Here is a 25,006-nt window from a genome sequence, read left to right on the forward strand (position 1 = left end):
CGTGGGCCGGGGCGTCCCCGTGGGCCGGAACGGCCTCCAGGGCAAGGACGCTTCCGAGGGCCGGGGCGCCCCCGTGGATCGGCACGCCCTCCAGGGCATGGATGCCTCCGGGGGCCGGGGCGTCCCCGTGGGCAGGAACGGCCTCCAGGGCATGGATGCCTCCGGGGGCCGGGGCGTCCCCGTGGGCAGGAACGGCCTCCAGGGCAAGGACGCTTCCGAGGGCCGGGACGCCCCCGAGGGCCGGCACACCACCCAGGGCCGGCAATCCCTCCAGGACCGGCAACCCCTCCAAGACCGGCAAACCGGCCCCGCGGCACCGGCCGCCACCTTCGCGGCGGACATCGGCGGCACCTGGGTGCGGATGCGCGTCGGCGGGGCTGACGCGCCGGTGGAACGAGCGCCCTCGCCCAGCCGTCTGCGCCACCCGGACCGCTCCACGGCCCGGCTGCGGGCGGACATGGTCGCGCTGCTCGGCGACCGGGTCCCGGCCGGTGCCCGGGCCGCCCTCTCCTTCGGCGCGGCCATCGACCATCTGACCGGCACCGTCTACGGATCGGCCCCGCTGTGGGGGGACGAGGCCGCCCCGTACGACCTCGCCGCCGACCTGCGAAGGCGCCGGCCCGACGTCACCTGGCACCTCGTCAACGACGTCACCGCCGCGCTGCTGGACTTCGCCGCCGTGCACGCACGGCCCGGTACCCGCCGGGTCGCCTATCTGACCGTCAGCAGCGGCATCGCGCTGCGCGTCGCGGACCTGGAGCGGACCAGGATCCCGGTCGACGCATGGGGACTGCAGGGAGAGGTCGGCCACCTGCCGGTCCCGCTCACCGACCCCGGCGCGGACGTCCTCGCGGGGCTGCCCTGCGAGTGCGGCGCGACGGACCATCTCGCCTCGGTCGCCTCCGGGCCGGGCCTCGTCCGCGCGGCCCGGCGGCTCGGACTCCCCGACGCCCCGCAGGTCGCCGACTGGCTCCCCGGTGCCCTCGCCTCGGACGACCCCGGCGCGCGCCGGCTGCTGGAGCTGTGCGCCGCCCCAGTGGCCCAGCTGCTGCGCACCCTGTGGTGCCTCGACCCGCACCTCGACCTGATCGGGATCGGCGGGGGAGTGGCCGAGGGACTCGGCGCCCCCTACGCGGCCGAGATCCGCCGCCGGCTCTCCATCGCCACCTCCTACGCCGACCGGGGGCGCGACGACGCCTGGCTCGACGACCGGCTCGTGTTCTGCGGACCGGGTCAGGTGGACGCGCTGCGCGGCGTGCGACGCGTCGGCGACTGGATTCCGGGGGTCAGCCGATGAGCGCCGCAGGTCAGCCGATGAACCCCGCAGGTCAGCCGATGAGCGGCCCGGGGCAGCCGATGAACCCCGCAGGTCAGCCGATGAGCGGCCCGGGGCAGCCGATGAACGCCGCGGACCGGCCGGGGACCGGCGCCACCCACCGCGCCCTGGTCCGCCGGGCGGCAGACCGTTCGGGCCGCACCCTGGTCGACGTGGCCGAGGTGCGCACACCCCGGCTCGACCCGGGCGACATGCTGCTGGCGCCGACGGCCGTGGGCATCTGCGGCACCGACTGGCAGATCCTGCGGGGCCTGCGGGACGACCCCAGCCCCGTCCTCGGACACGAGGGCGTCGGGTACGTGGTCGAGCCCGGGGAGTCCGGGCTGCCGGCCGGTACGCCGGTCACCGTGAACCCCACGCATCCGCACGACGAGTCCTTCCTGCTCGGCCACAACCTCCCCGGCCTGTGGGCGGAGCGCACCCGCGTCCCCGCCACGGCCGTACGCGCCGGACTGGTCGTCCCGGTGCCCGCCGACGCCGCGCGACCGCGCGTCGCCGCGCTCGCGGAACCGCTCGCCTCCGCCCTGTACGGCGCCCGGATCGCACGTCACACCCTGACCCCGGCGGCCCTGGTCGTCTGGGGAGACGGCATCGTGGGGCGCCTCGCACGCGACCTGTGGCTGTCGGAGCGGCCCGGACTGCACACCCTCCTCGTGGGGCACGGCGACGACGCCACCGACCCGCACGCCGCCGGCCTTCCCGGGCTGCTCGCGGGCCTGCCCTCGCCGGTCGTCGCCGTGATCGCCACACCGCGCACCGGCACGCGGGAGGCGCTGACCGCCCTGGACCGGTACGTGCCGGGCACGCTCCTGGTCGACCTGCACGCCGGCGTGCCCTCGGGGGCAGTCCCCCTGACGGCCGGTGACATCGACGCCGCCACGATCCGCGCGGCCAACTGCGGCGGCACACCCTGGCCTCCGAAGGTCGAGGAGCTCACCCGCCCGCACGGCAGGCTCCTGCTCTGCGGTCACCGGGGTGTCTCCGGCGGCCATCTGCGGGAGGCCGTCGACCTGCTGCGCACCACCCCGGCCCTCGGCGAGGAGGTGCTCACCCACCAGGTCGGCCTGGAGGAGGCCGCCGACCTCGTCAACACCGTGCTGACGACGTCCACGCGCGGGGCAGGCGGGCGCCGGGTGCTCAAGGCCGCCGTGCGCATCGGGAGCGGGTCATGACCGCGCCGGTCGCCGTCGCCGCGCCGCAGTGGCGGATCGGCACCGACCGCCGGGCGGCGGCACGGGCCGCCGCCGCGGCCGGGGCCGACCGACTGCACCTGGACTACGGCGGCGCCCACCGCGGGCCGCCGCTGAGCGACCCCGTCGCGCTGCGGGCGGCCGAGACGGCCGCCGGGGAGATCCCGGTGCCCGTCCTCGCCGTCAACCACCTCAACGACATCGGCCTGGCGCGGCAGGACGGCACCCCCGACCCGGCGGCCGTCGACCTCCTGCTGCGGGCCCTGGACTGCGCCCGGCGGCTCGGTGTAGCCGTACTGCACGTGCCCGGGTTCCGGCGGAGCCTGCCGGTCACCGGCCCCCTGCGCGCCGGGACGGCCGAGGCGCTGCGCGGCCTGTGCGAGCGGCTCGCGGGCGCGGAGATGCTGGTCGCCTACGAGTCGCCGCTCGGCCCGCACGACTCGCTCGCGCTGGCCCGGGCGGTGGACCATCCGGCCCTGCGCCTGGTCCTGGACACCGGCAACCTGCTCGACGCGGGGCAGGAGCCGCTCGCCTTCGCCGAACTGGTCGGGGCAGCCGGGCTGCTGCTGCCGGACCTGCACATCAAGGACGGCTCCCGTACGGCCTTCTCCACCGCCGGCCTCCCGGCCCTGCTGCGCGGCTCCGGCGCTCGTTCGGTGCTGGTGGAGAACGACTACCGGGACGCCCCGGACCGTCTGCGCGAGGACATCGCACAGTGCCGCCGCGCGGCCGAAAACCGTCACCCGAAGGACGCACCATGAAAGCCATCCGGCTCATCGCCCCCCGCACCCTGTCGGTCACCGACACCGCACCGCCCGAACCCGGCCCCGGCGAAGTCCTCGTCAGCGTGGCCCTGCTCGGGCTCTGCGGCACCGACCTGGGCTTCTTCGACGGCAGCAGCAACTACCTGCGGGACGGGCTGAAGAGCTACCCCTTCGTCCTCGGCCACGAGTGGATCGGCACCGTCGTGGAGACCGGTCCCGAGGCCGACCCGGAACTGCTCGGGCGACGCGTGTCGGGCCACAACTTCCGCGGCTGCGGCACCTGCGCGCACTGCCACGCCGGACGCGTCCGCTCCTGCCCGGACCGCAGCGAGATCGGTGTGCTCGGCCCCCGCCCGGGCGCCGGCGCGCAGCTGATCACCGTGCCGGTGGACACCCTCACCCGGATTCCGGACGCCCTGTCCGACGCGGCGGGTGCCCTGCTGGAGCCGACCGCCGCCGCGCTGCACGCCGTGGACCGGCTCGCCGTGACCGCCTCCGACCGCGTCGCGGTGCTGGGCGCGGGCACGCTCGGGCTCGCCGCGGCGCAGACGGCGCGCGCGATCGGCGCGGACACCGTCGTCCTGGACCCGCACCCCGCCGCCCGGGAGCTGGCCGCCGAGCTGGGCCTGCGCGCCCAGGCCGGTCCGGGCGCGGCGGACGAGGAGGCCTACGACGCGGTGATCGAGGCGTCGGGCAACGAGGCGGCGGTCCGCTCCGCCGTCCGCCTGGTCGCGGCGGGCGGGCGCGTCGCCCAGCTGGGCACCCCCCACCACGCCGTGGACGGATTCGACGCGGCGGGCCTGGTGATCCGGGACGTGACGCTGCACGGCGTACTGTCCGGCATCGGCTACTGGGACCGGCTCGTCGGCCTCGTCGAGTCGGGCGCGGTGAACCTGGACGCCCTCGTCGACCGGGTCTTCCCGCTGGACGAACTGGACGCCGCCTTCGCGCGCCTCACCGACGGGAACCGGAGCCGCCCCAAGGTCCTGGTGCGGCTCGGCGCGTCCGACCACCCGGCGTCCGCCGCATGAGCGGCACGGCAGTGGCCGGGGAAAAGGAACGGGAGCGGGAACGGATCGACGCGCCGACCGCCGCGCGTCTCGCCGTCCTGGCGAGCGCCACCTTCGTCTATGTCACCTTCGAGGTCTTCCCGGTCGGTCTCATCACGGACATCGCCGGCAGCCTGGACGTCCCGACCGGCCGGGTGGGGCTGCTGATCAGCGGGTACGCCGTGGTCGCCGCGATCGTCACCGTGCCGACGGTCGCACTGGCCTCCCGCGTCTCCCGGGGCACCGCCCTGGTGGTCTCCCTGCTCGTCCTGGTCGCCGCCGAAGTGCTCGCGGCGGCCGCGACCAGCTACTCGATGATGGTGGTCAGCCGGGTCGCCGCGGCCCTGACGCACGGGGTGCTGTGGTCGCTCATCGCCCCGGCCGCGGCCACGCTGGTGCCTCGGTCGCGGGTGGGCACCGCCACCGCGGCGGTGTTCGGCGGGTCCACGCTCGCCGCGATCGCCGGCAGCCCGGGGACCACGCTCATCGGCGAGCTGATCGGCTGGCGCGCAACGGCCCTGGTCCTCGCGGCGGCGACCGTGGCGGTGACCGTCGGACTGGTGTGGGCCCTCCGGCCGCGCGAGCACGCCGCGGGGCCACAGACCGGGCAACCGCGGGAGACGGCCGCCCCGGAGACGGCGCGAGGCGCCGTGCACTGGCCGCGCGTACTGACCCTGTGCGCCGTGGCGGTGGTGCTCATCACCGCGCACTTCCTGAGCTACACCTACTTCGCCGTCCTCGTCGCCGACATCACCGGCACCTCCACCGCCGTGGTCGTGCTGCTCGCGGTCTTCGGGCTCGCCGGGGCCGTGGGCACGTATCTGGCGGGCCGGAACAACGACACCGCTCCGCGGCGGACGGCGGTCGTGACCATCGGGGTGTTCGCCGCGGGCGTCGCCCTGCTGGCGCTGTCACCGGCCCTGGGCCCCGCCGCGGTGCGCGGCGCGGCGGCGGCCGCCGCCGTCGCCCTGTGGGGCGGTGCGTTCGCCGCGGCCGGACCCGTCTTCCAGACCGGCGTGATGCGCCTGGCGGGCAAGGACGCCGACCGGGCCTCCTCGGTCTACGTCACCGGCTTCCAGATCGGGATCGCGGGGGGCTCGGCGCTGGGTGCCGTACTGCTCGGCCACTCCCCGCTCTGGCTGCCGGTCGCCTCGACCGCGCTGGTGGCGGCGGTGCTGCTGGCGGTCCTGGTGCTGCGTCCGGTGCCCGCGACCGAAGCACCAGTGCGCCCCTGAAAATCAACTTGCTTATATAGTGGCAGCTACGCTTCTATAGATTCGCTTCCAGATCCCGACCGTTCCGTTCCCCCCACCCAGGAGGCAATGAGATGCCCCAGACATCCGTCGACAGCGCGACCGTGCACTACCGCACCGAGGGCCAGGGCCCCGGTCTGCTCCTGGTGCACGGCACCGGCGCCACCGGTGAGACCAACTACGGTCACCTGGTGGAGGAGTTCACCGACCGGCGCACCGTGATCCTCCCCGACTACGCGGGCAGCGGCGGGACCGTCGACGACGGCAGCCCGCTGTCGCTGGAGCGGCTCGCCGACCAGGTGCTCGGCGCCGCCGACGAGGCGACCGACGAGCCCGTCGACGTCGTGGGCTTCTCGCTCGGCGCGCTCATCGCCGTGATGGCCGCGGCCCGCCGCCCCGAGCGGGTCCGCCGGCTGGTGCTGGTGGCCGGCTGGGCGCGCAACGACGACCTGCGCAAGCGCCTGGGCTTCACCGTCTGGCGCCGGCTGGCCGACCTCAGCCCGGAGCTGTACTCGCACTACATCAGCCTGCTGCTCTTCACCCCGGGCTTCCTGGCGAACCTGGACGAGGAGGGCTTCGACGCGGCCGTGGGCGGCGCCGAGGTCAACGAGGGCACGCTGCGCCAGATCGAGCTCGGCCTGGACGCCGACATCCGGGAGCTGCTGCCGAAGATCGGCGTCCCCACGCTGGTGGTCGGCTGCCGTCACGACCAGCTCGTGCCCGTCGACCACTCCCGCGAGCTGCACGAGTCGATCCCGGGCAGTGACTACCTGGAGATCGAGAGCGGCCACCTGGTGCCGGCCGAGGCGCCGGAGGAACTGGTGAACGCCATCCGCAAGTTCCTGGACTGACCCGGACGCCACGCCCCTCGGGGCGGTCTGCCACGCCTTCCGCCCCACGGCCGCCCCACCCGGTTGGACCGCCCTCGCCTTGGTCCGGCCCGGCCGGCCCCCCACCCTCGCCTGACCTCCCGGCTGAACCACCCCGCCCCGCCCGGCCCGGCCCCGCCCGGCCGCACACCCTCGCCTGCCCCTCCCGGCTGAACCACCCCGCTCGGCCCGGCCCCGCCCGGCCGCACACCCTCGCCTGCCCCTCCCGGCTGAACCGCCCCGGCTCGCCCCGCCCATCCGGACCCGGACCCGGCAGGCCCCCTCGTGCCCCGCCCGCCCTCTCGGGCCCTGACCCCGGCGTGCCCTGACCCGCCCTCAGCCGCGCGGGCCGCCGCCCCAGGACACCGTCACCGCTCCAGCCGCGGCTCCCGCCGCAGCCCCCAAGCCCTGCCCGTCGAGCCCCTCCAGCCAAAGAGAGCCCGCCCATGGCCACACCCCAGACCGCCCCGACCGAGCTCCTACCGCCGTCGCCTGCGGAAGCCAGACGCGAGGAACCCACCGACGCAGAACCCACCGACGCAACCGCCGACGCACCACGGATCGGCGGTCCGGCGGTCCGGCTGCCCTCGCTGACGGGTATGCGGTTCCCCGCCGCGCTGCTCGTCTTCCTGTTCCACCTCTCCCTGCCCGCCCACTGGCTCATGGCCGGCGACGCCAACGACACCCTCTTCGCCCGCCTGGTCGAGCAGGCCGGCGGCGTGGGCGTCACGTTCTTCTTCGTCCTCAGCGGCTTCGTCCTCGCCTGGTCCGCCCGCGACGGGGACCCGCGAACCTCGTTCTGGCGCCGTCGGTACGTCAAGATCGTGCCCAACTACGTCGTCGCCTGGGCGCTCGCGATGCTGCTGATCGCGGCCGGTACCGCCCCGTGGCAGTCGGTGGCCACCTTCTTCATGCTCCAGTCCTGGGTGCCGGACTACGCCACCAACTTCGCCGTGAACTCCCCGGGCTGGTCGCTGTCCACCGAGGTCTTCTTCTACCTCTGCTTCCCGCTCCTCTTCGCCGGCGTCCGGCGGATCGCCCCGCAGCGGCTGAAGTTCTGGATCGCGGGTGTCATCGCCGCCGTGTGCGCCACGCCCTGGCTGGCCACCACCTTCATTCCGCCCGGCGACGTCTACATGTCGAACGAGCCCGGCGTCTCCGGCCTCCACCTCTGGTTCGCCTACGTCTTCCCGCCCGCCCGGCTGCTCGACTTCCTGCTCGGCATCCTGGTCGCCCGCGCCGTCATGCTGGGCCGCTGGCGCGACATCGGCCTCGTCCCCTCCGGCCTGTTGCTGGCGGCGAGCTATGCGATCGCCGAACTCCCCGGCGTGCCGTACCTGTTCGCCCAGCGCGCGGTGTGCCTCGTACCGTGCGCCCTGCTGATCGCGGCCGGAGCGCTGGCGGACGCGTCGGGCCGGCCCACCCCCTTCCGGCATCGCGCGATGGTCTGGCTCGGCGAGGTCTCCTTCGCCTTCTACCTGCTCCACTTCATCGTGCTCTCCGAGGCGCGAGACCTCTTCGGCGCCCGCCTGGAGTCCGGCTGGGCCGTGACCGCGTTCGTCGTCGCCGAGTGCGCCGTGTCGGTCCTGGTCTCCTGGGCGATGTACGCCTGGGTGGAGAAGCCGCTGGTACGCCGCTGGGCCCGCCCACGGGCCAAGGCCCCCGCCGCCACGGTCGCCTGACCGGTCGACACCCCCGGGCCCGGCGGTCCCCCGCCCGCCCTCCCGCACGACTCGAAGGTGCACACTCATGCCGTTCCGACTCGCCGCCCTGATCCTCGCGATCTTCTGTGTCGGCACCGCGGAGCTGTCACCCAGCGGCATGCTGGACGATCTCTCCGCCGACCTCACCGTGAGCCTGGCCATGGCCGGCCTGCTGGTGACCGCCTACGCGCTGACGATGGTGGTCGGCGGCCCGCTGGTCACCGCGCTCACCACACGCGTACGCCGCAAGACGCTGCTGGTGGGCCTGCTGGCCGTCTTCGTCCTGGGCAACGTCGTCTGCGCCCTGGCGCCGGGCTTCGGCGTGCTGATGGCCGGCCGGGTACTGACCGCGGTCGTGCACGGCACCTTCATGGCGGTGTGCGTCGTCACCGCGGGCGCCATGGTGGGGGAGGGCAAGGGCGGTGCCGCCGTCGCCGCCACCCAGCTCGGGATCAACCTCGCCACCGTCCTCGGCGTCCCCATGGGCTCCTTCCTCGCCCAGCACTACGACTGGCGGGCCCCGTTCGGCATCGTCGCGGCGCTGGCCTCGGTGGCCATCGTCCTCGTCCTCCTCTGGGTGCCCGACACTCCCCGTCCGACCGTGTCGGCGGCCCATGAGGCGCGGGTGTTCCGCCGCCCGGCCGTCTGGGGCACGGTGGGTGCCACCGTGCTGTGCTCCGGCGGCATGTTCACCCTGATCACCTACATGGTGCCGCTGCTGACCGGAGTGGGCCATCTCTCCCGGCAGTGGGTGCCCGCCGTGCTCCTCGCCTACGGAGTGGGCTCCATCGTGGGCAATCTGCTCGGCGGGCGGTACGCGGACCACGGCGTCGACCGGGCCGTGGGACAGCTGTCCTGGGCGCTGGTGGCCGTCTGCCTGCTCGCCTGGCTCCTCGCCCCCCACCCGGTGGGCGGCGCCGTCGCCCTCGTGCTGTTCTCGCTGGCCACCTTCGCCCTGATCCCCGGCCTTCAGGCCAAGGTCCTGGCCGAGGCGGCCGACGCGCCCACGCTGTCCCTGACCGCCAACATGTCCGCCTTCGGGCTCGGCGCCGCGCTCGGCTCGTGGCTCGGCGGTCTCCTCACCGACTCCGGCTTCGGCATCCGTGCCGTGCCCCTCGGCGCCGCCGCGCTCACCGCCGGGGGCGCGCTCCTCGTGCTGGGCCTGGCCCGCGCGGCCCGCCGCGCCCCGGCCGGCCACGCCCCGGCCGACCACACGCCGGCCGACCACGCCCCGGCCGGCCACGCCCCGGCCGGCCACGCCCCGGCCGACCACACGCCGACCGACCATACGCCGGACTCCCTTCCCCTCGCCGTCCCTACCACCGAGAGGTGACCCCGTGGTGACCGCACCGCACGACACCCCCTCCAGACGCCCGGCACCCCTGCCCTCGCTGACCGGCCTGCGGTTCATCGCGGCGGTCCTGGTCTTCTTCTTCCACTCCTCCTTCTTCGAGCCCCTGACGAACCCCTTCGCGGACCGCGGCCAGGCCGAGGCATTCCAGTGGCTGTTCAGCAAGGCGGGCTGGATGGGGGTGTCCTTCTTCTTCGTGCTGAGCGGCTTCGTGCTGACCTGGTCGAGCAGGCGGGACGACACGGTCACGGCGTTCTGGCGCCGCCGGCTGCTCAAGATCTTTCCCAACCATGTCGCCATGTGGGCCCTGGCGATGGTGCTCTTCGCCGGGGCGGCGACCCCGCTCACGGCATGGCTGCCGAACCTGTTCCTGATCCACTCCTGGTTCCCGCAGCACGGCATCTACATCAGCGTCAACGCGCCGAGCTGGTCGCTCTGCAGTGAGCTGCTGTTCTACCTGCTCTTCCCCTTCCTCATCCGGCCGGTGCGGCGCATCCGTACGGAGCGGCTGTGGGCCTGGGCCGGTGCCATGGTGGCCGGCATGGTGGCCCTCGAAGCCGCCGTCGACCTGCTGGTCCCGGCGCAGCCGCGCACCCCCGAGGGATTCCCCATCTCCTCCCTCCAGTTCTGGCTCGGCTACAACTTCCCCCCTGGCCGCCTGTTCGAGTTCGTCCTCGGCATGCTGCTGGCCCGGCTGGTCCTCGCGGGCCGGTTCCCCCGCGTGCCCCTCGCCGGTGCCCTCGCCCTGGCCGTGGCCGGCTACGCGCTCGCGCTGAACGTGCCGTTCCTGTACGGCTTCACCGTGGCCACCGTCGTCCCGGTCGGTGTGCTGGTGTGCGCGGTGGCCCTGGCCGACCTCCGCGGCGAGCGCACGCTGCTGAGCGGTCGCGTGATGCGCTGGCTGGGGGAGGTGTCCTTCGGCTTCTACCTCGCGCAGTACGTGGTCCTCTACTACGGCCGGACCCACGTGCTGCACAACGCGACCTACGGACTGGTCGGCGGCGTGCTCGAACTGCTCGTCCTGCTGCTGGTCACGCTCGCCCTGGGCTGGCTGCTGATGGTGTGCGTCGAACGCCCCGTCATGCGCCGGTGGGCCCGGCCTCGCGTCCGTACGCCCCGGACCCCGTCCGAACCGGTCCTGGTGTCGCCGGCGGCGACACGCACGGGGGCGGCTCGGGTACCGGCCGGGGACAGCGCCGGGGACAGCGAAGCGGAGCCGGTGCCCACGGCCTGAGGCGGGAACCGGGCAGGCCCGCCGGTGGTGTGGGTCAGACGCGGAGGGCGCGGGAGTCGTTCTCCGCCGGGGCGGTACGCAGTTCCCGCAGCCCCCGGGAGAGCGCGATCAGGCCGGCCAGGTCGCTCTCGTAGTCGGCGGCGTGACCGTCCCCCGGGGCCACGAAGACCGCGGCTTCCGGTGTCGCGGCAGCGGCGAGGTCCGCCTCGCCGCGCAGCCGCAAAGACCGGTCGACCAGGCGCACCAGGTCCGGCCCGGCCGCCGGCACGCCCGCCTCCCCGGCCTTTTCCCCGGCCTGAGCCCCGGCCTGAGCCCCGGCTTGATCCCCGGACCTCTCCCGTGCGGCGCGGTGCAGATAGGGGCTGAGCCGGGTGAGCCCGTCCCGGCACTCCACATACCTGCGGTACACGGCCGAGGTGTAGTCCAGGAGCGGCAGCCACCGACGGCCCCGGTGCTGCTCCAGGACCAGCTCCGGATAGAAGTCCACGAGCCGCCGCCACAGCTCTTCCAGCTCACGGAACCGGGCCCGCTGGACGGAGCGTTCCCGCAGGAACTGGGCGGCGCTCGCGAAGCACGGCAGACTCAGCCCGGCGCACACCGCGATGGTGGCCACCTGGCCGGACAGGAAGATGTTCGGGTAGGTGAAGTGATGCCCGAAGCCACGGCAGGCAGGGCAGTTGACCCACAGGATCCGCAGGACGCAGCTGAGGGCGAGCCCGAGGAGACCCGCGGAGACGGTGCCCAGGGACGCCCGGAGCAGCGGCCGGCGACTGTTGCGCGCGTGCCGCGCGGCGAGCACGGCGCACGTGGTGTAACCGAAGACCAGATAGGCGCCGCCGATGTCGTAGAACGCGCGCACCTGCCAGTGGTCCAGGTACGGCAGCGCGAAGGTGTGGTCGCGCAGGCCCGGCGGCATCAGCGCGGTCACGCCGGCCATCGCGGTCAGACAGAGGAGGCAGAACACCACCTCCCCCCTGCGCCACAACGGCCGGCGCCGCTCCCACAGGAAGCCGACCATGAGGCACAGCCCGGTCAGGATCGCCACGTTGTACGCGAGCTTCGTGAAGCCGGTGAAGGCGAGGCCGTCCAGCGCCGCCGGATCGGACAGCTGGGCCGGCACGTTCCCCGCGCCCAGCAGGAAGAGCGACAGGCACAGATGCAGCCGCATGGGGGCACGGAAGCGCTGCCGGATCAGCAGCGGAAGCGTCCACGCCGTGCCACCGAGCAGCGTCACGATGGCCAGCAGATTCACGAAGTCCTTCACAGCGGCCCGCCCGCGGGAGCACGGCCGCGGCATTCCCGTCTCCGGTGACGCCGGACGCACGAGGTGCCCGCACGCCCCGTCCTTCGGCCGAACACACGTCCCCCTTGTTGCCGCCCCGCCTTGCGGCCGCACACACCCGACCCCGTTCACCGGCGCCGACCAGATGCGCCGACCCCCTGCGGCCCGATCCGTATGACAGGCCCCAGGCAAGCTACGGCGCCCCGGTAGCGAAGAGCAAACCCACCGTGATCACCGCCCCGACGCCCCGGCCGGGAGGGCCGCATGCCGTCCTTCCGGCAGGTGCTCCAGGGCGTGCACCAGGCGTGGGACGAGCGGCGGGACGAGGCCACCGAGGTCGCCGGGAAGATCGTCCGGGATCTGGCGGGACGGGAGCCTACGGGGACGACCGGACCCCCGGCGAGGAGGAACTTGCGCAGGCGCTGCTCGGGCTCACCCGGGAGTACGACCCGCAGCGCGGCGGATTCGGCGGGGGGCCGAAGTTCCCGCCGTCCATGGTGCTGGAGTTCCTGCTGCGGCATCACGCGCGCACCGGCGCCGAAGGCGCCCTGCAGATGGCGTCCGACACCTGCGAGCGCATGGCCCGGGGCGGCATCTACGACCAGCTCGGCGGCGGCTTCGCCCGCTACTCCGTCGACCGCGACTGGGTCGTGCCGCACTTCGGGAAAGTAGCTGTCTAAGGTCCAACACTTCCGTACCATTTCCCCTGAGAACAGAGGGGGTTGTGGTGCGCGAGGATCACGCGACGCTGGTCGGGTTAGGGCTCAGCCCTGAGGAACTGGAAGCCCTGGGACTGGACAAGCCCGCGACGGCCGATCCGGCCGGACTCATGGACGCCTACCTGCGACGAAGCAAGAAGATGGAAGACCTGACCACGCTGCGGGGACACTTGCGGGACGTGGCGCGCTGGGCGCAGACGAACGGACTTCAGATCCGACACGTCTGGTTTGAAGAACTCTCGGCATCCAAGGCCTACGTAAGACGCCGGGAGTTCGAGAAGGCCACCCAAGCAATCATGGACGGTAAGTCCAAGACGCTCGGCGTGTGGAAGACGGACCGCTTCGACCGTCGCGGCATGGGAGCGGTGGGCCGGATGCTCGACGAGTTCGACCGCCGACATTCGCGGCTCGTCTCCGTTTCCGAAGGGCTGGACTCATCACAGGGTGGCCGCATGGTCTTCGCGATCCTGAGCGAGCGTGCCAGGGAGGAAGCGAAGGACATAGCGAAGCGTGTGAAGATCGGCCATGACTCGCACAAGGCGGAAGGCCGAAGGGGAACGGGCAGGCCCCCGTTCGGTCTCTACAGCGCGCCCGGAAGCGGCAAGGTCGAACCCCATCCCGACGAGTACGACACAGCCCGCAGGCTGGCGGACCTTTTGCTCGACAAGAAGACGACGAAGGACACCGCTCACCAACTCAACGAGGAGGGCTACTGGACCCGGACCGGTGCCACCTGGTCGCCCACGGCGGTGAGCAAGCTGGCTCAGTCCCCGCTCTTCGCGGGCATGGTCCCGGTCCGGCGGCGCAAGACGGACGAGCACGGCAACCCCTTGGACAGTTGGGAGGGGTACGGCGAGCCTCTGCGCAATGAGAAGGGCGAAGTCATCATGTGCGGCAAGGGGGTCGTGACGCCGGGCGAGTGGTTCAAGATCAAGTCGCTCATTGCCGAGCGGACCGACGAACGGTGGGCGAAGGGGAAGCCGGAAGCGAAGTATCTGGGCACGGGGAGCTACCGATGCGGGCGGCTACGGGACAAGAAAGGCACGGGGGAACTTGAGTCGTGTGGTGGCTCGATGAGCCACCGTGGCGGACGCTACCGGTGTGAGGTCCGGCAGACGCGGGGCAAGTCCATCTGCGAGGGAGTGGTGACCCTCGCCGAGCGCATCGACCACGCGGTTGGACAGGCTTGGGTCCACCACATCACGGCCCTTGAACCTGGTGACCCGGTGGTCATCGAGATAGCCCGCCGGTGGCTCGCCTTCGCGGACCCCGAAACGCAGGCGAAGAAGGACGAGGCTCAGAAGGCCCTTGAGGCGGCCCATCGGCGTGTGAAGAAGCTCGAAGACGACTTCTACGTGTACGGGAAGATGGATGAAGAGCGCTTCGAGGAGCTGAGCGAAGGGCAGCGCGCCGTTATCGAGAGCACCACCGCGACCCTTGAGGCATGGGACGCGGAGGCAGACCTCTCGCCCCTCACGCAGGTCGACACCCTGCGTGAGGCGTGGGAAGCGGCGGATATGGCGGACAAGCGGATGCTTCTGAAATGCGCCCTCGGAAAGAAGGGCATCACGGTCAAGCCCGCCGCGCGGCAGGGGGACCACACCCCGATCCTGGAACGGCTTGAGTTCGACTGGCTGTCGAAGAAGGACACAATCACCGAGAAGTGAGTTCGAAGCACGGCTGGTCCTTCGAGCCCCATCCCCGTTCCGCAGCGAGCACACGTGAGGCGGACGCGCGCCCTGGTGCCGGCCCTCGCTGGGTTCCTGGCGTGGGTCCTCGTGGTCCTGGTGCTCATGCTGGGCATCCAGGTTTCCCATCCCTTCCGTGATCTCGGCGGCGCGGGGCGGCAAGGGTGCAAGGACAGGCCCCGTCCCGGTCGCTGAGCTACAGAAGGGCAGGCGGCCGGGATGGTCAGCAGGGCGCGCGGGGACCGTGGCGGAGCAACGCTGCCACTCGCCGACCGATCCGGCCGCGCGAGCACTGAGCCGGCGCCCCTCGGCCCCGTTCGCGTGCCGCCCCTGTGGCGCATGGACGGGGCGGAGGCGGAGTGCGCAAGGATGGAGGTATGCCGAACCGACTTGCGCAGGCCACATCCCCCTACCTCCTCCAGCACGCGGACAACCCCGTCGACTGGTGGCCATGGGAGGCCGGCGCGTTCGAAGAAGCCCGGCGGCGCAACGTCCCCGTGTTCTTGAGCGTCGGCTACAGCGCGTGCCACTGGTGCCATGTCATGGCGCACGAGTCCTTCGAGGACGATGACACCGCTGCGTACATGAACGAGCACTTTGTGTCCGTCAAGGTGGACCGTGAAGAGCGGCCGGATGTGGACGCCGTCTACATGGAGGCCGTGCAGGCCGCCACGGGGCAAGGCGGCTGGCCCATGTCCGTGTTCATGACGCCGGACGGGGAGCCGTTCTACTTCGGCACGTACTTCCCTCCCGGGCCCCGGCATGGGATGCCGTCCTTCCGGCAGGTACTCGAAGGCGTCCACAGCGCGTGGACGAGTCGGCGCGACGAGGTGGGCGAAGTCGCCGCGAAGATCACCAGGGACCTTGCCGGACGGGAACTGAGCATCGAGTCCGCAGGATTGCCCACCGACGAGACTCAGGCCCTTGCGCTCCTCCAGCTGACCCGGGACATCGACCCCGCAAGCGGCTGGTTCAAGGGAGGCACCAAGTTCCCGCCGTCGATGGTGATCGAGTTCCTAGTGCGGCACCACGCGCGGGCCGGCTCCGTGGCCGCGCTGGAGATGGCAGAAGGGCTGTGCGGCGGGATGGCTCGTTCGAGCCTGTACGACCAGGTGGGAGGCGGGTTCCACCGGTACGTACTCACGCCGAGGCCTGGTGGACCTTTGGTACCGCACTTCGAGAAGATGCTGTACGACAACGCCCTGCTGTGCCGGGTGTACGCCCACCTCTGGCGTGCCACCGGCTCGGAGCTCGCCCGCCGGGTCGCCCTGGAGACCGCCGACTTCATGGTGCGCGAACTGCGCACGAACGAGGGCGGGTTCGCCTCCGCGCTCGATGCCGACAGCGACGACGGCACCGGCAGGACCGTCGAGGGCGCGTACTACGTGTGGACACCCGAGCAGCTGCGTGAGGTGCTGGGGGAGCAGGACGCCGAGCTCGCCGCGCAGTACTTCGGTGTGACCGAGGAGGGCACCTTCGAGGAAGGCGCCTCCGTCCTGCAGCTTCCTCAGCAGCAGGAAGGGCTGGTCGACGCCGGGAAGATCGCCTCGGTGCGGGAGCGGCTGCTCGCGGCCCGGGCCGAGCGGTCCGCGCCCGGCCGGGACGACAAGGTCGTGGCCGCCTGGAACGGGCTGGCGATCGCCGCGCTCGCCGAGACCGGCGCCTACTTCGACCGGCCCGACCTGGTCGAGGCCGCCGTCGCCGCGGCCGACCTCCTGGTCCGGCTGCACCTCGACGAGCAGGCCCGGCTCACCCGCACCAGCAAGGACGGCCACGCCGGCGCCAACGCGGGCGTCCTGGAGGACTACGCGGACGTGGCGGAGGGCTTCCTCGCGCTCGCGTCCGTGACCGGTGAGGGCGTCTGGCTGGAGTTCGCCGGGTTCCTCCTCGACCACGTCCTGGTCCGCTTCACCGACCCGGAGTCGGGCTCCCTGTACGACACGGCCGCCGACGCCGAGCAGCTCATCCGCCGTCCTCAGGACCCGACCGACAACGCCGCCCCGTCCGGCTGGACCGCGGCGGCGAACGCCCTGCTCGGCTATGCCGCGCACACCGGGTCCGAGCCCCACCGCACCGCCGCCGAGCGGGCGTTGGGTGTCGTCAAGGCGCTCGGACCGCGCGTGCCCCGCTTCATCGGCTGGGGTCTCGCCGCGGCGGAGGCCGTGCTGGACGGACCGCGCGAGGTCGCGGTCGTGGGGCCGTCGCTCGATCACGAGGGCACGAGGACCCTGCACCGCACGGCACTCCTGGGCACCGCGCCGGGCGCGGTCGTCGCCGTCGGCGCTCCGGAGAGCGACGAGTTCCCGCTGCTCGCGGACCGCCCACTGGTCGGCGGTGAACCGGCCGCGTACGTCTGCCGCAACTTCACCTGTGACGCCCCGACGACCGAAGTCGAAAGGCTGCGAGCGGTGCTGAGTGGCTGAAGCGTCAGCCCCGACCGTGTGACTCGGCCAGGGCGCGTTCCACGATCGCCTCCAACTGCTCGTGGTGCGCGCCCCTCCAATAGGCCCGGCCGCACGCCGTGCACTGCGCGAACACGTCATACGTCGCATGCGTCCCCTGCTTCAGCTGGTCGGCGACCTCGTCCTTGGTCGCCTCACGCAGCACCCCGTTGCAGGCGGTGCACCGCGTCCAGGGACGCAGTTCGGGACGGAACCGGTCCAGGACGTCCCGCAGCTGCTCCTCGGGCCGGGTGCTGTACACGAACGCGCCCGCCCACAACTCCCGGCGCCGCAGCAGCCCCCGGTCCCGGCTCAGCATCACCCGCTGCTCGGCGGCCGACAGCGCGGCCAGCGCCTGGTCGCCGATGTCGGTCGACTCGTAGGCCGCGTCCACGCCGAGCAGCCGCAGCCGGCGGGCCAGCGTGCCGAGGTGCACGTCGAGGAGGAAGCGCAGGGGAGCGCCCGGGACGGTCTGGGGGCGTGCGACGGTCCGTACGGTCACGGACTCGCCGGCCGCGGGGACGTGCGAGGCGGGCACCTCGCGGCCGTCCACGACGAGGGCGCCCACCTCGGTCAGTGGCACGCCCAGCGACTCGATGACATGGCCGAGGCCGGCGACGCCGTCGGTGGCGGCCGGTACGGTGCCCGAACGCCCGGCCCGGGGCACGAACACCTGCAGCTCGGGGGCGAACTCGACGTGGATCTCGGGACCGTTCACTCGGTCAGGATGCCACGGCGGCGGGCCACGGCCTCAGGGTTTTCCGGCCGGCAGGCCGTGTTCCAGGACGTCGAGGGCGCGGTCGACGAGGTCCCGTACGTCGTCCCGGTGGCCGGTCTCGGCCCAGTAGTGGGAGACCTCCGTCAGCCCGCCCAGCACGGACATGGCGAAGACCCGTAGCTCCAGGCTGTCCGGGGCGAGCCCGGAGCGGTCGGCGAGCGCCTCGCGGAGGAGCAGGCCGGTGGCCGCGGTGCTCTCGATCATGCGGGCCCGGACCGCGGGCACCTCGACCCCGAGCCGGGCCCGCAGCCGGGCCACCCCGGGCTCCTCGGCGAGACTCAGGTCGAGAGCCGTGCGCATCAGATGCCTGACGAGGTCGGCCCACGACTCGTCCTCCGGTCGGGCCCGCAGCTCAGCCGCCATCACCGGGGCCCATTCGTCGGTGACGACGATGTCCTCCTTGGTCGGGAAGTAGCGGAAGACGGTCGACGCCGACACCTCGGCACGGTCGGCGATCTGCTCGATCGTCGTGGCGTCGTAGCCCTGCTCCTCGATCAGCGTGTAGGCAGCGCCGCGGATCGCCCGGCGGGTCTTGATCTTCTTCCGCTCCCGGAGTCCCGGCGGGGGCCGGTCGGCGGGGGTGGTGCGTGGGGCCGTCATGACATGAGAGTAACTGTCAAAAGACAGCTACCGTCAACCTGTCTCCCTCTCCCGCTCCGGGTGCGACGAGAAACGGCCACGGCTGGAGAGCCGTGGCCGTGCGGGTCGGGGAGGGTCTACCCGTGCTGGTACGCCACCAGTGAGATCCCCACGTAGTGCGTGATGAAGGCCGCCAGGGTGAAGGTATGGAACACCTCGTGGAAGCCGAACCAGCGTGGTGACGGGTTGGGCTTCTTGATGCCGTAGACCACGCCGCCCGCGCTGTAGAGCAGGCCGCCGACGATGACCAGGACGAGGACGGCGACGCCGCCGGTGCGCATGAAGTCCGGCAGGTAGAAGACGGCCGCCCAGCCCATCGCGATGTAGCACGGGGTGTACAGCCAGCGCGGGGCGCCGACCCAGAAGACGCGGAAGACTATCCCGGCGGCCGCCGCGGCCCAGACGCCCCACAGCAGCCACTGCCCCTTCGCCCCGGGCAGCAGCAGCATGGTCAGCGGCGTGTACGTGCCCGCGATGATCAGGAAGATGTTGGCGTGATCCAGACGGCGCAGCACGCCGTCCATCCGCGGACTCCAGTTGCCCCGGTGGTACAGCGCGCTCACGCCGAACAGCAGGCACGCCGTCAGTACGTAGATACCGCAGGCGACGCGCCCTCTGGTCGAGTCGGCGAGGGCGGTCAGTACCAGGCCCGCGACGAGAACGGCCGGAAACATGCCGAGGTGCAGCCAGCCGCGCAGCTTGGGCTTCACCGGGTGCGGCAGGGAGAGCGCCACCGGGCCGCGGCCGTCGGCCGGCGTATCCGAGGGCGCGTCGGGGACGAACGCAGTCATGGCCGAATGGTAGCTACGGAACCGTAAGTGACCTATCAGTCCAGCTGATTGGCCGACGAAGAGTGGCCATCCTCTCACCGTCACCGAACGATGGTCACGCAAACGGACGGTCATATGAACCCAACGTGCACGCAAAGCGTCGTGAGAAACCGTGGCGATCCTCACGTTGCTCACCTGTGCGCTCCTCTGGACAGATGGGCGCGGACGTCGGATGATCAAATGAGTGCGGTCGGCACCGGATGAGCGCCAGGTTTCACCGTGAAGCATCCGGGTCGCAGCCCCCACGGGGCCTCCACATCACCAAAAAATCCCTCATTTAGGAGCAATCGTGGCGCGCGACATCGCGGCTCCCACCGTCCCCACCACTCACGAGGGGCTGATCTCGTGGGTGAACGAGATCGCCCAGCTGACCCAGCCGGACAACGTGGTCTGGTGTGACGGATCCGAGGCCGAGTACGAGCGCCTGTGCGGGGAGCTCGTCGAGAAGGGCACCTTCAAGAAACTCGACCCGATCAAGCGCCCCCACTCCTACTACGCGGCCTCCGACCCCACCGACGTCGCCCGCGTGGAGGACCGGACGTTCATCTGCTCCGAGAAGGAGGAGGACGCCGGCCCGACCAACCACTGGAAGGCCCCCGCCGAGATGCGGGAGATCTTCCAGGGCGCCGGGGGCCAGGGCGGCCTGTTCCGCGGCTCGATGCGCGGCCGGACCATGTACGTCGTGCCCTTCTGCATGGGCCCGCTGGGCTCGCCGCTGTCCGCGCTCGGCGTCGAGATCACCGACTCGGCGTACGTCGCCGTCGCCATGCGCACGATGACGCGCATGGGCCAGGCGGTCCTGGACGAGCTCGGCTCCGACGGCTTCTTCGTCAAGGCCGTGCACACCCTGGGCGCCCCGCTGGAGCCCGGCCAGGAGGACGTCCCCTGGCCCTGCAACCAGACCAAGTACATCTCGCACTTCCCCGAGGACCGCGAGATCTGGTCCTACGGCTCGGGCTACGGCGGCAACGCCCTGCTCGGCAAGAAGTGCTACGCCCTGCGCATCGCCTCCGTGATGGCGCGTGACGAGGGCTGGCTGGCCGAGCACATGCTGGTCCTCAAGCTGACCCCGCCGCGCGGCGAGGCCAAGTACGTCGCCGCGGCCTTCCCGAGCGCCTGTGGCAAGACCAACCTCGCCATGCTGGAGCCGACCATCCCCGGCTGGACGGTCGAGACCATCGGCGACGACATCGCCTGGATGCGCTTCGGCGAGGACGGCCGCCTCTACGCCATCAACCCCGAGGCCGGCTTCTTCGGTGTCGCCCCCGGCACCGGCGAGCACACCAACGCCAACGCGATGAAGACGCTCTGGGGCAACTCCGTCTTCACCAACGTCGCCCTCACCGACGACGGCGACATCTGGTGGGAGGGCATGACGGAGGAGACCCCGGCCCACCTGACGGACTGGAAGGGCAACGACTGGACGCCCGAGTCGGGCGTTCCGGCCGCGCACCCCAACGCCCGCTTCACCGTGCCGGCCTCGCAGTGCCCGATCATCGCGCCGGAGTGGGAGGACCCCAAGGGCGTGCCGATCTCGGCGATCCTCTTCGGCGGCCGCCGCGCCACCGCCGTACCGCTGGTGACGGAGTCCTTCGACTGGAACCACGGCGTCTTCCTCGGCGCCAACGTGGCCTCCGAGAAGACCGCCGCCGCCGAGGGCAAGGTCGGCGAGCTGCGCCGCGACCCCTTCGCGATGCTGCCGTTCTGCGGCTACAACATGGGCGACTACATGGCCCATTGGATCGACGTGGCCAAGGACAAGGACCAGTCCAAGCTGCCGAAGATCTACTACGTCAACTGGTTCCGCAAGGACGACCAGGGCAAGTTCGTGTGGCCCGGCTTCGGCGAGAACGCCCGTGTCCTGAAGTGGATCGTGGGCCGTCTGGACGGCACGGCCGAGGGCGTCGAGTCGCCGATCGGTGTCCTGCCGGCGAAGGGCTCCCTCGACACGGACGGCCTCGAACTGTCCGACGCCGACCTGGACTTCCTGCTCACGGTCGACAAGGAGGTCTGGCGCGAGGAGGCCGCCCTGGTCCCCGAGCACCTCAACACCTTCGGCGACCACACCCCGAAGGAACTGTGGGACGAGTACCGCGCGCTGGTGAAGCGCCTGGGCTGAGCCCCACCTCCAAGACTCCGCGGCCGGCCTGAACCGACAGTGCCCTGACCAGCAACATCGTCACGGCCGGCCGCGGAACGCACTGGCGGGACCCGCACAACGGCGTGCGGGGTATTGGATCTGTCGCCACCTTCCGTCCGCCTCGACGGAATCCGGCGGCGACAGGCCCGTCCCGCCCGCTTCGGCGCGGCCCCCAGGTGGGCTCACGAACGTGCCGATGGATGACCGAGCGCTCCGGCCGACTGCCTACGTCGACCGGGGCGCTCGGGCGTTTCCCGCTGGGTGACGGTCTTGAGGTTGCCCTTGGCGTCGCAGGCGAACGAGGTGAGCTTGCCGCTGCCGCCCTCGGCCGTGCAGCGCCGGCCCTCGAAGGCGCCGCGGGTCGGGGTGGCCTTGTTGTACGTGTACTCGCGGGTGCCGCCGGCGGTGCGGGGGTGGTCACCGGCATCGTGTTCCCCGGCGTCCCGGCGTCCCGGCCGGCCCGGGCGTTACCGCCCCGCGCGTCGCCGCGAGACGCCTCTGGGGCGGTTCCTGGAATCTCGGCAGGCCGCGCGGCCCTGGGAAAGCCGTCCGTGGGGATTCGTGGCGCCCGGTCCGCGCGTCGCTGCGGGTGCGCGCGGACCGGGGCCGTTCGAGGGAGCCCGTGGAACAGGCTCAGCGGGACGCGAGTGCGCGCGGCCCCAGAGCGGCCGTGTGGGCGTCCATGCACTCGGCCGCGAGAATGGCGGCAGCCGTATCGGCCCGGGACGCGGCCACGACCAGCGCCCGCCCCGCGAGGGCGTGCGCCCGCCGATGGAGCGCCACGGCACTCCGCTCGCGCCGGCCCCTGGCCGCGCGGACCGGCGTACGCCCACCCCTCAGCCGGGCCACCTGCTCCGTGAGCCGCTCCGCCGAGGCGTCCAGGTCGGCCGAGGGGGCTGTCGCGCGCAGTTCGTCCGTGACGGCGAGCAGCGCGGCGAGATGGCCGGCGAGCTGGATGTCCAGCTCTTCCTCACGCGAGCGGTGGGGGAAGTCGGCGGTGGTGCCGGCCATCGTGCTGTGGACCGACTTGGTGCGGATCGGTTCGTACATGGGACGGCCTCCTGAGTGCTTCAGGAAGCCATCCTAGCTTAGATTTCGTCTAAAGTTGAGTTGTTCACAAAACCGGACCGCCTGCACACGCAGTGTGAGCGGGGTCTCCGCGGGGTCGGTCAGGGCTGGCTGTAGCCGTCCAGGAAGTGCCCGATCCGGCCCATCGCGTCCCGCAGGTCACCGACCGACGGCAGGGTCACCACGCGGAAGTGGTCCGGCTCCGGCCAGTTGAAGCCGGTGCCCTGGACGACCATGATCTTCTCGCGCCGGAGCAGGTCCAGGACCATGCGCCGGTCGTCCTTGATCTTGAAGACCTTGGGGTCGAGACGCGGGAAGAGGTACAGCGCGCCCTTCGGCTTCACGCAGCTCACGCCCGGGATCTGGGTCAGCAGCTCGTACGCCACGTCCCGCTGCTCGCGCAGCCGCCCGCCCGGCAGCACCAGGTCGTTGATCGTCTGCCGTCCGCTGAGCGCCGCGACCACGCCGTGCTGGCCCGGCATGTTCGCGCACAGCCGCATGTTCGCGAGGATCGTCAGGCCCTCGATGTAGGAGTCGGCGTGCGCGCGCGGCCCGGAGATCGACATCCAGCCGACCCGGTAGCCGGCGACCCGGTAGGCCTTCGACATGCCGTTGAAGGTGAGGGTGAGCAGGTCGGGGGCGACGGCGGCGGTCGGGGTGTGGGTGGCCTCGTCGTAGAGGATCTTGTCGTAGATCTCGTCCGAGCAGACCAGCAGGTTGTGGCGGCGGGCGATGTCGGTGAGCCCCTTGATCATCGCCTCGTCGTAGACGGCCCCGGTCGGGTTGTTCGGGTTGATGATCACGATCGCCTTGGTGCGGTCGGTGACCTTGCGTTCGACGTCGGCCAGGTCCGGCATCCAGTCGGCCTGCTCGTCGCACCGGTAGTGCACGGCGGTGCCGCCGGACAGGGAGACGGCGGCGGTCCACAGCGGGTAGTCGGGCGCCGGCACGAGGACCTCGTCGCCGTCGTCGAGCAGCCCCTGCATCGCCATCACGATCAGCTCGGAGACGCCGTTGCCGATGAAGACGTGCTCGACGTCCGTCTCGATGCCGAGGGTCTGGTTGTGCATGACGACCGCGCGCCGCGCGGCCAGCAGCCCCTTGGCGTCTCCGTATCCGTGTGCCGAGGACACGTTCCGGAGGACGTCCTCCAGGATCTCGGGCGGACACTCGAAGCCGAACGCCGCCGGGTTGCCGGTGTTGAGCTTGAGGATGCGGTGACCTGCTGCTTCCAGGCGCATCGCCTCCTCGAGCACCGGGCCCCGGATCTCGTAACAGACGTTGGCGAGCTTGGTCGACTGGATCACCTGCATGACAGGGAGCTTACGGCCCGGTAATGCCCCGTGGCTCGTGTTTTCCGCCACGCGAGACGCGCCGGTTTCGCATGAAATCGCCATACGCAGCCTCATCGGCCCCGGACGCACCGGCGGTGCGCGGTGGGGCGCAGTAGGCCAAAGGGGCGACGGGTGCGCGGTTTCCCCGCACCCAGGGGAGGGGCGCCGGTACCCGGGCAAAGCCCGACGAAGCTCGGAAGCGGTCATCAAGTCCCCCAACCATGCCCCCCAAGTTCCCGGCAGGTCATGGCGGTTGCGTAGGGTCGGCCCGGACGCCGAGGGTCCCGTTCTGAAACAGGTTCTTGTGCCGCCCGCCTTGCGACGATCACAATGCGCATGACAACACTGCGGGCGGCCGGAAGTTTTCCGGCCGCCTCCGTCGCAAGAGGGGACCCCCCATGAGAAAACCTCTCGCCGCCGCGTTCTTCGCCCTGGCGATAGCCGGGGCCGGCGCGGCTCCCGCGACCGCTGCCGAGGCCGCCCCCCAGGGCGTCGGCAAGGCCGCGGAAACGGGCTCGGCCACGTCCGCCGCCACGGACGTGGTCACGTCCGTGGGGCAGACGCTGTCCGGGCTCCGCGGCACGAAGGCGAAGGCCGTGAACTTCGCCGGCACCGTCGCGCTCAGCAACTGCTCCGGCTCCGTCGTCCGCATGCCGGACTCCGAGGACAACGACCCGGCGCTGGTGATGACCAACGGCCACTGCCTGGACGGCGGCATGCCCGGCCCGGGCGAGGTCCGCGTGGACCAGGCCTCCAGCCGTACCTTCGGCCTGCTCAACGCCTCCGGCTCGCGCGTGGCCACCCTGCGCGCCGCCAAGCTCGCGTACGGCACGATGACCGACACGGACGTCGCGTTCTACCAGCTCACCACCACGTACGGGCAGATCAAGAGCTCTTACGGCATCAACGCGCTGACGCTGAACGACTCGCACCCGGTCGCCGGCACCGCCATCAGCATCCCCTCGGGCTACTGGAAGCGGATCTACAGCTGCGACATCGACGGGTTCGCGCACACCCTGAAGGAAGGCGACTGGACCTTCAAGGACTCGGTCCGCTACACCTCCGCCTGCAACACCATCGGCGGCACGTCCGGCTCGCCCGTCGTCGACCAGGCCACCGGCAAGGTCGTCGCCATCAACAACACCGGCAACGAGGACGGTGAGCGCTGCACGATGAACAACCCCTGTGAGGTCGACGCGAACGGCAACGTGACCGTCCGCAAGGGCATCAACTACGCCCAGCAGACCTACCAGATCCCGGCCTGCTTCGGCGTCGACAGCAAGCTCGACCTGCACGCGAGCGGCTGCACCCTGCCCAAGCCGTAGGGCAGGGGCCGGG

19 protein-coding genes and 1 pseudogene are annotated in these 25,006 nt (G+C 71.9%); 14 read left to right on the forward strand and 6 right to left on the reverse strand.

From position 1 onward, the window contains the following. The 9 genes from ACFZBT_RS07340 to ACFZBT_RS07380 form a co-directional block, all read left to right on the forward strand. Positions 1 to 1,297: ROK family protein (locus ACFZBT_RS07340; RefSeq protein WP_391099473.1), on the forward strand; the 1,297-nt coding region annotated here is incomplete at its 5' end. Further along, on the forward strand, positions 1,294 to 2,508 hold the full coding sequence (locus tag ACFZBT_RS07345; protein ID WP_391099476.1) for an alcohol dehydrogenase catalytic domain-containing protein: 1,215 nt from the start codon (positions 1,294 to 1,296) through the stop codon (positions 2,506 to 2,508). The genes ACFZBT_RS07340 and ACFZBT_RS07345, both read left to right, overlap by 4 nt. Continuing rightward, positions 2,505 to 3,287, forward strand: coding sequence for a TIM barrel protein (locus ACFZBT_RS07350; RefSeq protein WP_391099478.1), 783 nt, complete (start codon positions 2,505 to 2,507; stop codon positions 3,285 to 3,287). Before ACFZBT_RS07345 ends, ACFZBT_RS07350 begins: the two co-directional genes overlap by 4 nt. Then, positions 3,284 to 4,321 carry an alcohol dehydrogenase catalytic domain-containing protein gene (locus ACFZBT_RS07355; protein ID WP_391099480.1) on the forward strand — a complete coding sequence of 346 codons (1,038 nt, stop codon included), beginning with the start codon at positions 3,284 to 3,286 and terminating at the stop codon, positions 4,319 to 4,321. The genes ACFZBT_RS07350 and ACFZBT_RS07355 overlap by 4 nt, the downstream gene beginning before the upstream one ends. After that, positions 4,318 to 5,574 (forward strand): MFS transporter, encoded by a 1,257-nt coding sequence (locus ACFZBT_RS07360; RefSeq protein WP_391099483.1) that lies wholly within the window; start codon positions 4,318 to 4,320, stop codon positions 5,572 to 5,574. The genes ACFZBT_RS07355 and ACFZBT_RS07360 overlap by 4 nt, the downstream gene beginning before the upstream one ends. 92 nt (positions 5,575 to 5,666) lie before the next feature. Further along, the gene (locus ACFZBT_RS07365) at positions 5,667 to 6,443 is read left to right on the forward strand and encodes an alpha/beta fold hydrolase (protein WP_382831720.1); all 777 of its coding nucleotides are present in this window, start codon (positions 5,667 to 5,669) and stop codon (positions 6,441 to 6,443) included. A 464-nt stretch (positions 6,444 to 6,907) separates the two neighbouring features. Beyond that, positions 6,908 to 8,143 (forward strand): acyltransferase family protein, encoded by a 1,236-nt coding sequence (locus ACFZBT_RS07370; protein WP_391099486.1) that lies wholly within the window; start codon positions 6,908 to 6,910, stop codon positions 8,141 to 8,143. A 67-nt stretch (positions 8,144 to 8,210) separates the two neighbouring features. After that, positions 8,211 to 9,497 (forward strand): MFS transporter, encoded by a 1,287-nt coding sequence (locus ACFZBT_RS07375; protein ID WP_391099488.1) that lies wholly within the window; start codon positions 8,211 to 8,213, stop codon positions 9,495 to 9,497. Between the two features lie 7 nt (positions 9,498 to 9,504). Continuing rightward, positions 9,505 to 10,749, forward strand: coding sequence for an acyltransferase family protein (locus ACFZBT_RS07380; protein ID WP_391099490.1), 1,245 nt, complete (start codon positions 9,505 to 9,507; stop codon positions 10,747 to 10,749). Positions 10,750 to 10,783: 34 nt separating this feature from the next. On the opposite strand, the gene ACFZBT_RS07385 is transcribed toward ACFZBT_RS07380, so the two are convergent. Then, a complete protein-coding gene (locus ACFZBT_RS07385) occupies positions 10,784 to 12,001 on the reverse strand; it encodes an MAB_1171c family putative transporter (RefSeq protein ID WP_391099492.1) in 1,218 nt (405 codons plus the stop codon). Positions 12,002 to 12,295: 294 nt separating this feature from the next. On the opposite strand from ACFZBT_RS07385, the pseudogene ACFZBT_RS07390 reads away from it, so the two are divergent. The 3 genes and pseudogenes from ACFZBT_RS07390 to ACFZBT_RS07400 all read left to right on the forward strand — a co-directional run. Continuing rightward, positions 12,296 to 12,702, forward strand: a pseudogene (locus tag ACFZBT_RS07390) (hypothetical protein); the annotation flags it as partial. Between the two features lie 56 nt (positions 12,703 to 12,758). Further along, positions 12,759 to 14,417 carry a recombinase family protein gene (locus tag ACFZBT_RS07395; protein WP_391099494.1) on the forward strand — a complete coding sequence of 553 codons (1,659 nt, stop codon included), beginning with the start codon at positions 12,759 to 12,761 and terminating at the stop codon, positions 14,415 to 14,417. Between the two features lie 398 nt (positions 14,418 to 14,815). Next, positions 14,816 to 16,861: a DUF255 domain-containing protein gene (locus tag ACFZBT_RS07400; RefSeq protein ID WP_391099496.1), complete on the forward strand. Its 2,046-nt coding sequence runs from the start codon at positions 14,816 to 14,818 to the stop codon at positions 16,859 to 16,861. A gap of 4 nt (positions 16,862 to 16,865) precedes the next feature. Here ACFZBT_RS07400 and ACFZBT_RS07405 read toward each other — a convergent pair whose 3' ends face one another. The 3 genes from ACFZBT_RS07405 to ACFZBT_RS07415 all read right to left on the reverse strand — a co-directional run bounded on the left by ACFZBT_RS07405 (position 16,866) and on the right by ACFZBT_RS07415 (position 19,087). Further along, on the reverse strand, positions 16,866 to 17,597 hold the full coding sequence (locus ACFZBT_RS07405; RefSeq protein ID WP_391099498.1) for a Mut7-C RNAse domain-containing protein: 732 nt from the start codon (positions 17,595 to 17,597) through the stop codon (positions 16,866 to 16,868). A 33-nt stretch (positions 17,598 to 17,630) separates the two neighbouring features. Continuing rightward, positions 17,631 to 18,257, reverse strand: a complete 627-nt coding sequence (locus ACFZBT_RS07410; RefSeq protein WP_391099501.1) for a TetR family transcriptional regulator — start codon at positions 18,255 to 18,257, stop codon at positions 17,631 to 17,633. 116 nt (positions 18,258 to 18,373) lie between these two features. Beyond that, positions 18,374 to 19,087: a hemolysin III family protein gene (locus tag ACFZBT_RS07415; RefSeq protein ID WP_391099504.1), complete on the reverse strand. Its 714-nt coding sequence runs from the start codon at positions 19,085 to 19,087 to the stop codon at positions 18,374 to 18,376. A 328-nt stretch (positions 19,088 to 19,415) separates the two neighbouring features. Here ACFZBT_RS07415 and ACFZBT_RS07420 point away from each other — a divergent pair, with 328 nt between their 5' ends. After that, entirely contained in the window at positions 19,416 to 21,245 is a 1,830-nt protein-coding gene (locus ACFZBT_RS07420) for a phosphoenolpyruvate carboxykinase (GTP) (RefSeq protein ID WP_391099507.1), read from the forward strand. Positions 21,246 to 21,899: 654 nt separating this feature from the next. On the opposite strand, the gene ACFZBT_RS07425 is transcribed toward ACFZBT_RS07420, so the two are convergent. Next, positions 21,900 to 22,316 (reverse strand): hypothetical protein, encoded by a 417-nt coding sequence (locus tag ACFZBT_RS07425; protein ID WP_391099509.1) that lies wholly within the window; start codon positions 22,314 to 22,316, stop codon positions 21,900 to 21,902. Between the two features lie 119 nt (positions 22,317 to 22,435). Continuing rightward, positions 22,436 to 23,647, reverse strand: coding sequence for a pyridoxal phosphate-dependent aminotransferase (locus tag ACFZBT_RS07430; RefSeq protein ID WP_189722947.1), 1,212 nt, complete (start codon positions 23,645 to 23,647; stop codon positions 22,436 to 22,438). A gap of 419 nt (positions 23,648 to 24,066) precedes the next feature. Here ACFZBT_RS07430 and ACFZBT_RS07435 point away from each other — a divergent pair, with 419 nt between their 5' ends. Next, positions 24,067 to 24,993: a trypsin-like peptidase domain-containing protein gene (locus ACFZBT_RS07435; protein ID WP_391099512.1), complete on the forward strand. Its 927-nt coding sequence runs from the start codon at positions 24,067 to 24,069 to the stop codon at positions 24,991 to 24,993. Positions 24,994 to 25,006: the final 13 nt, after the last annotated feature.

Origin of the sequence: Streptomyces sp. NPDC008137 (assembly GCF_042957035.1) — a bacterium.
GTDB lineage: Bacteria > Actinomycetota > Actinomycetes > Streptomycetales > Streptomycetaceae > Streptomyces.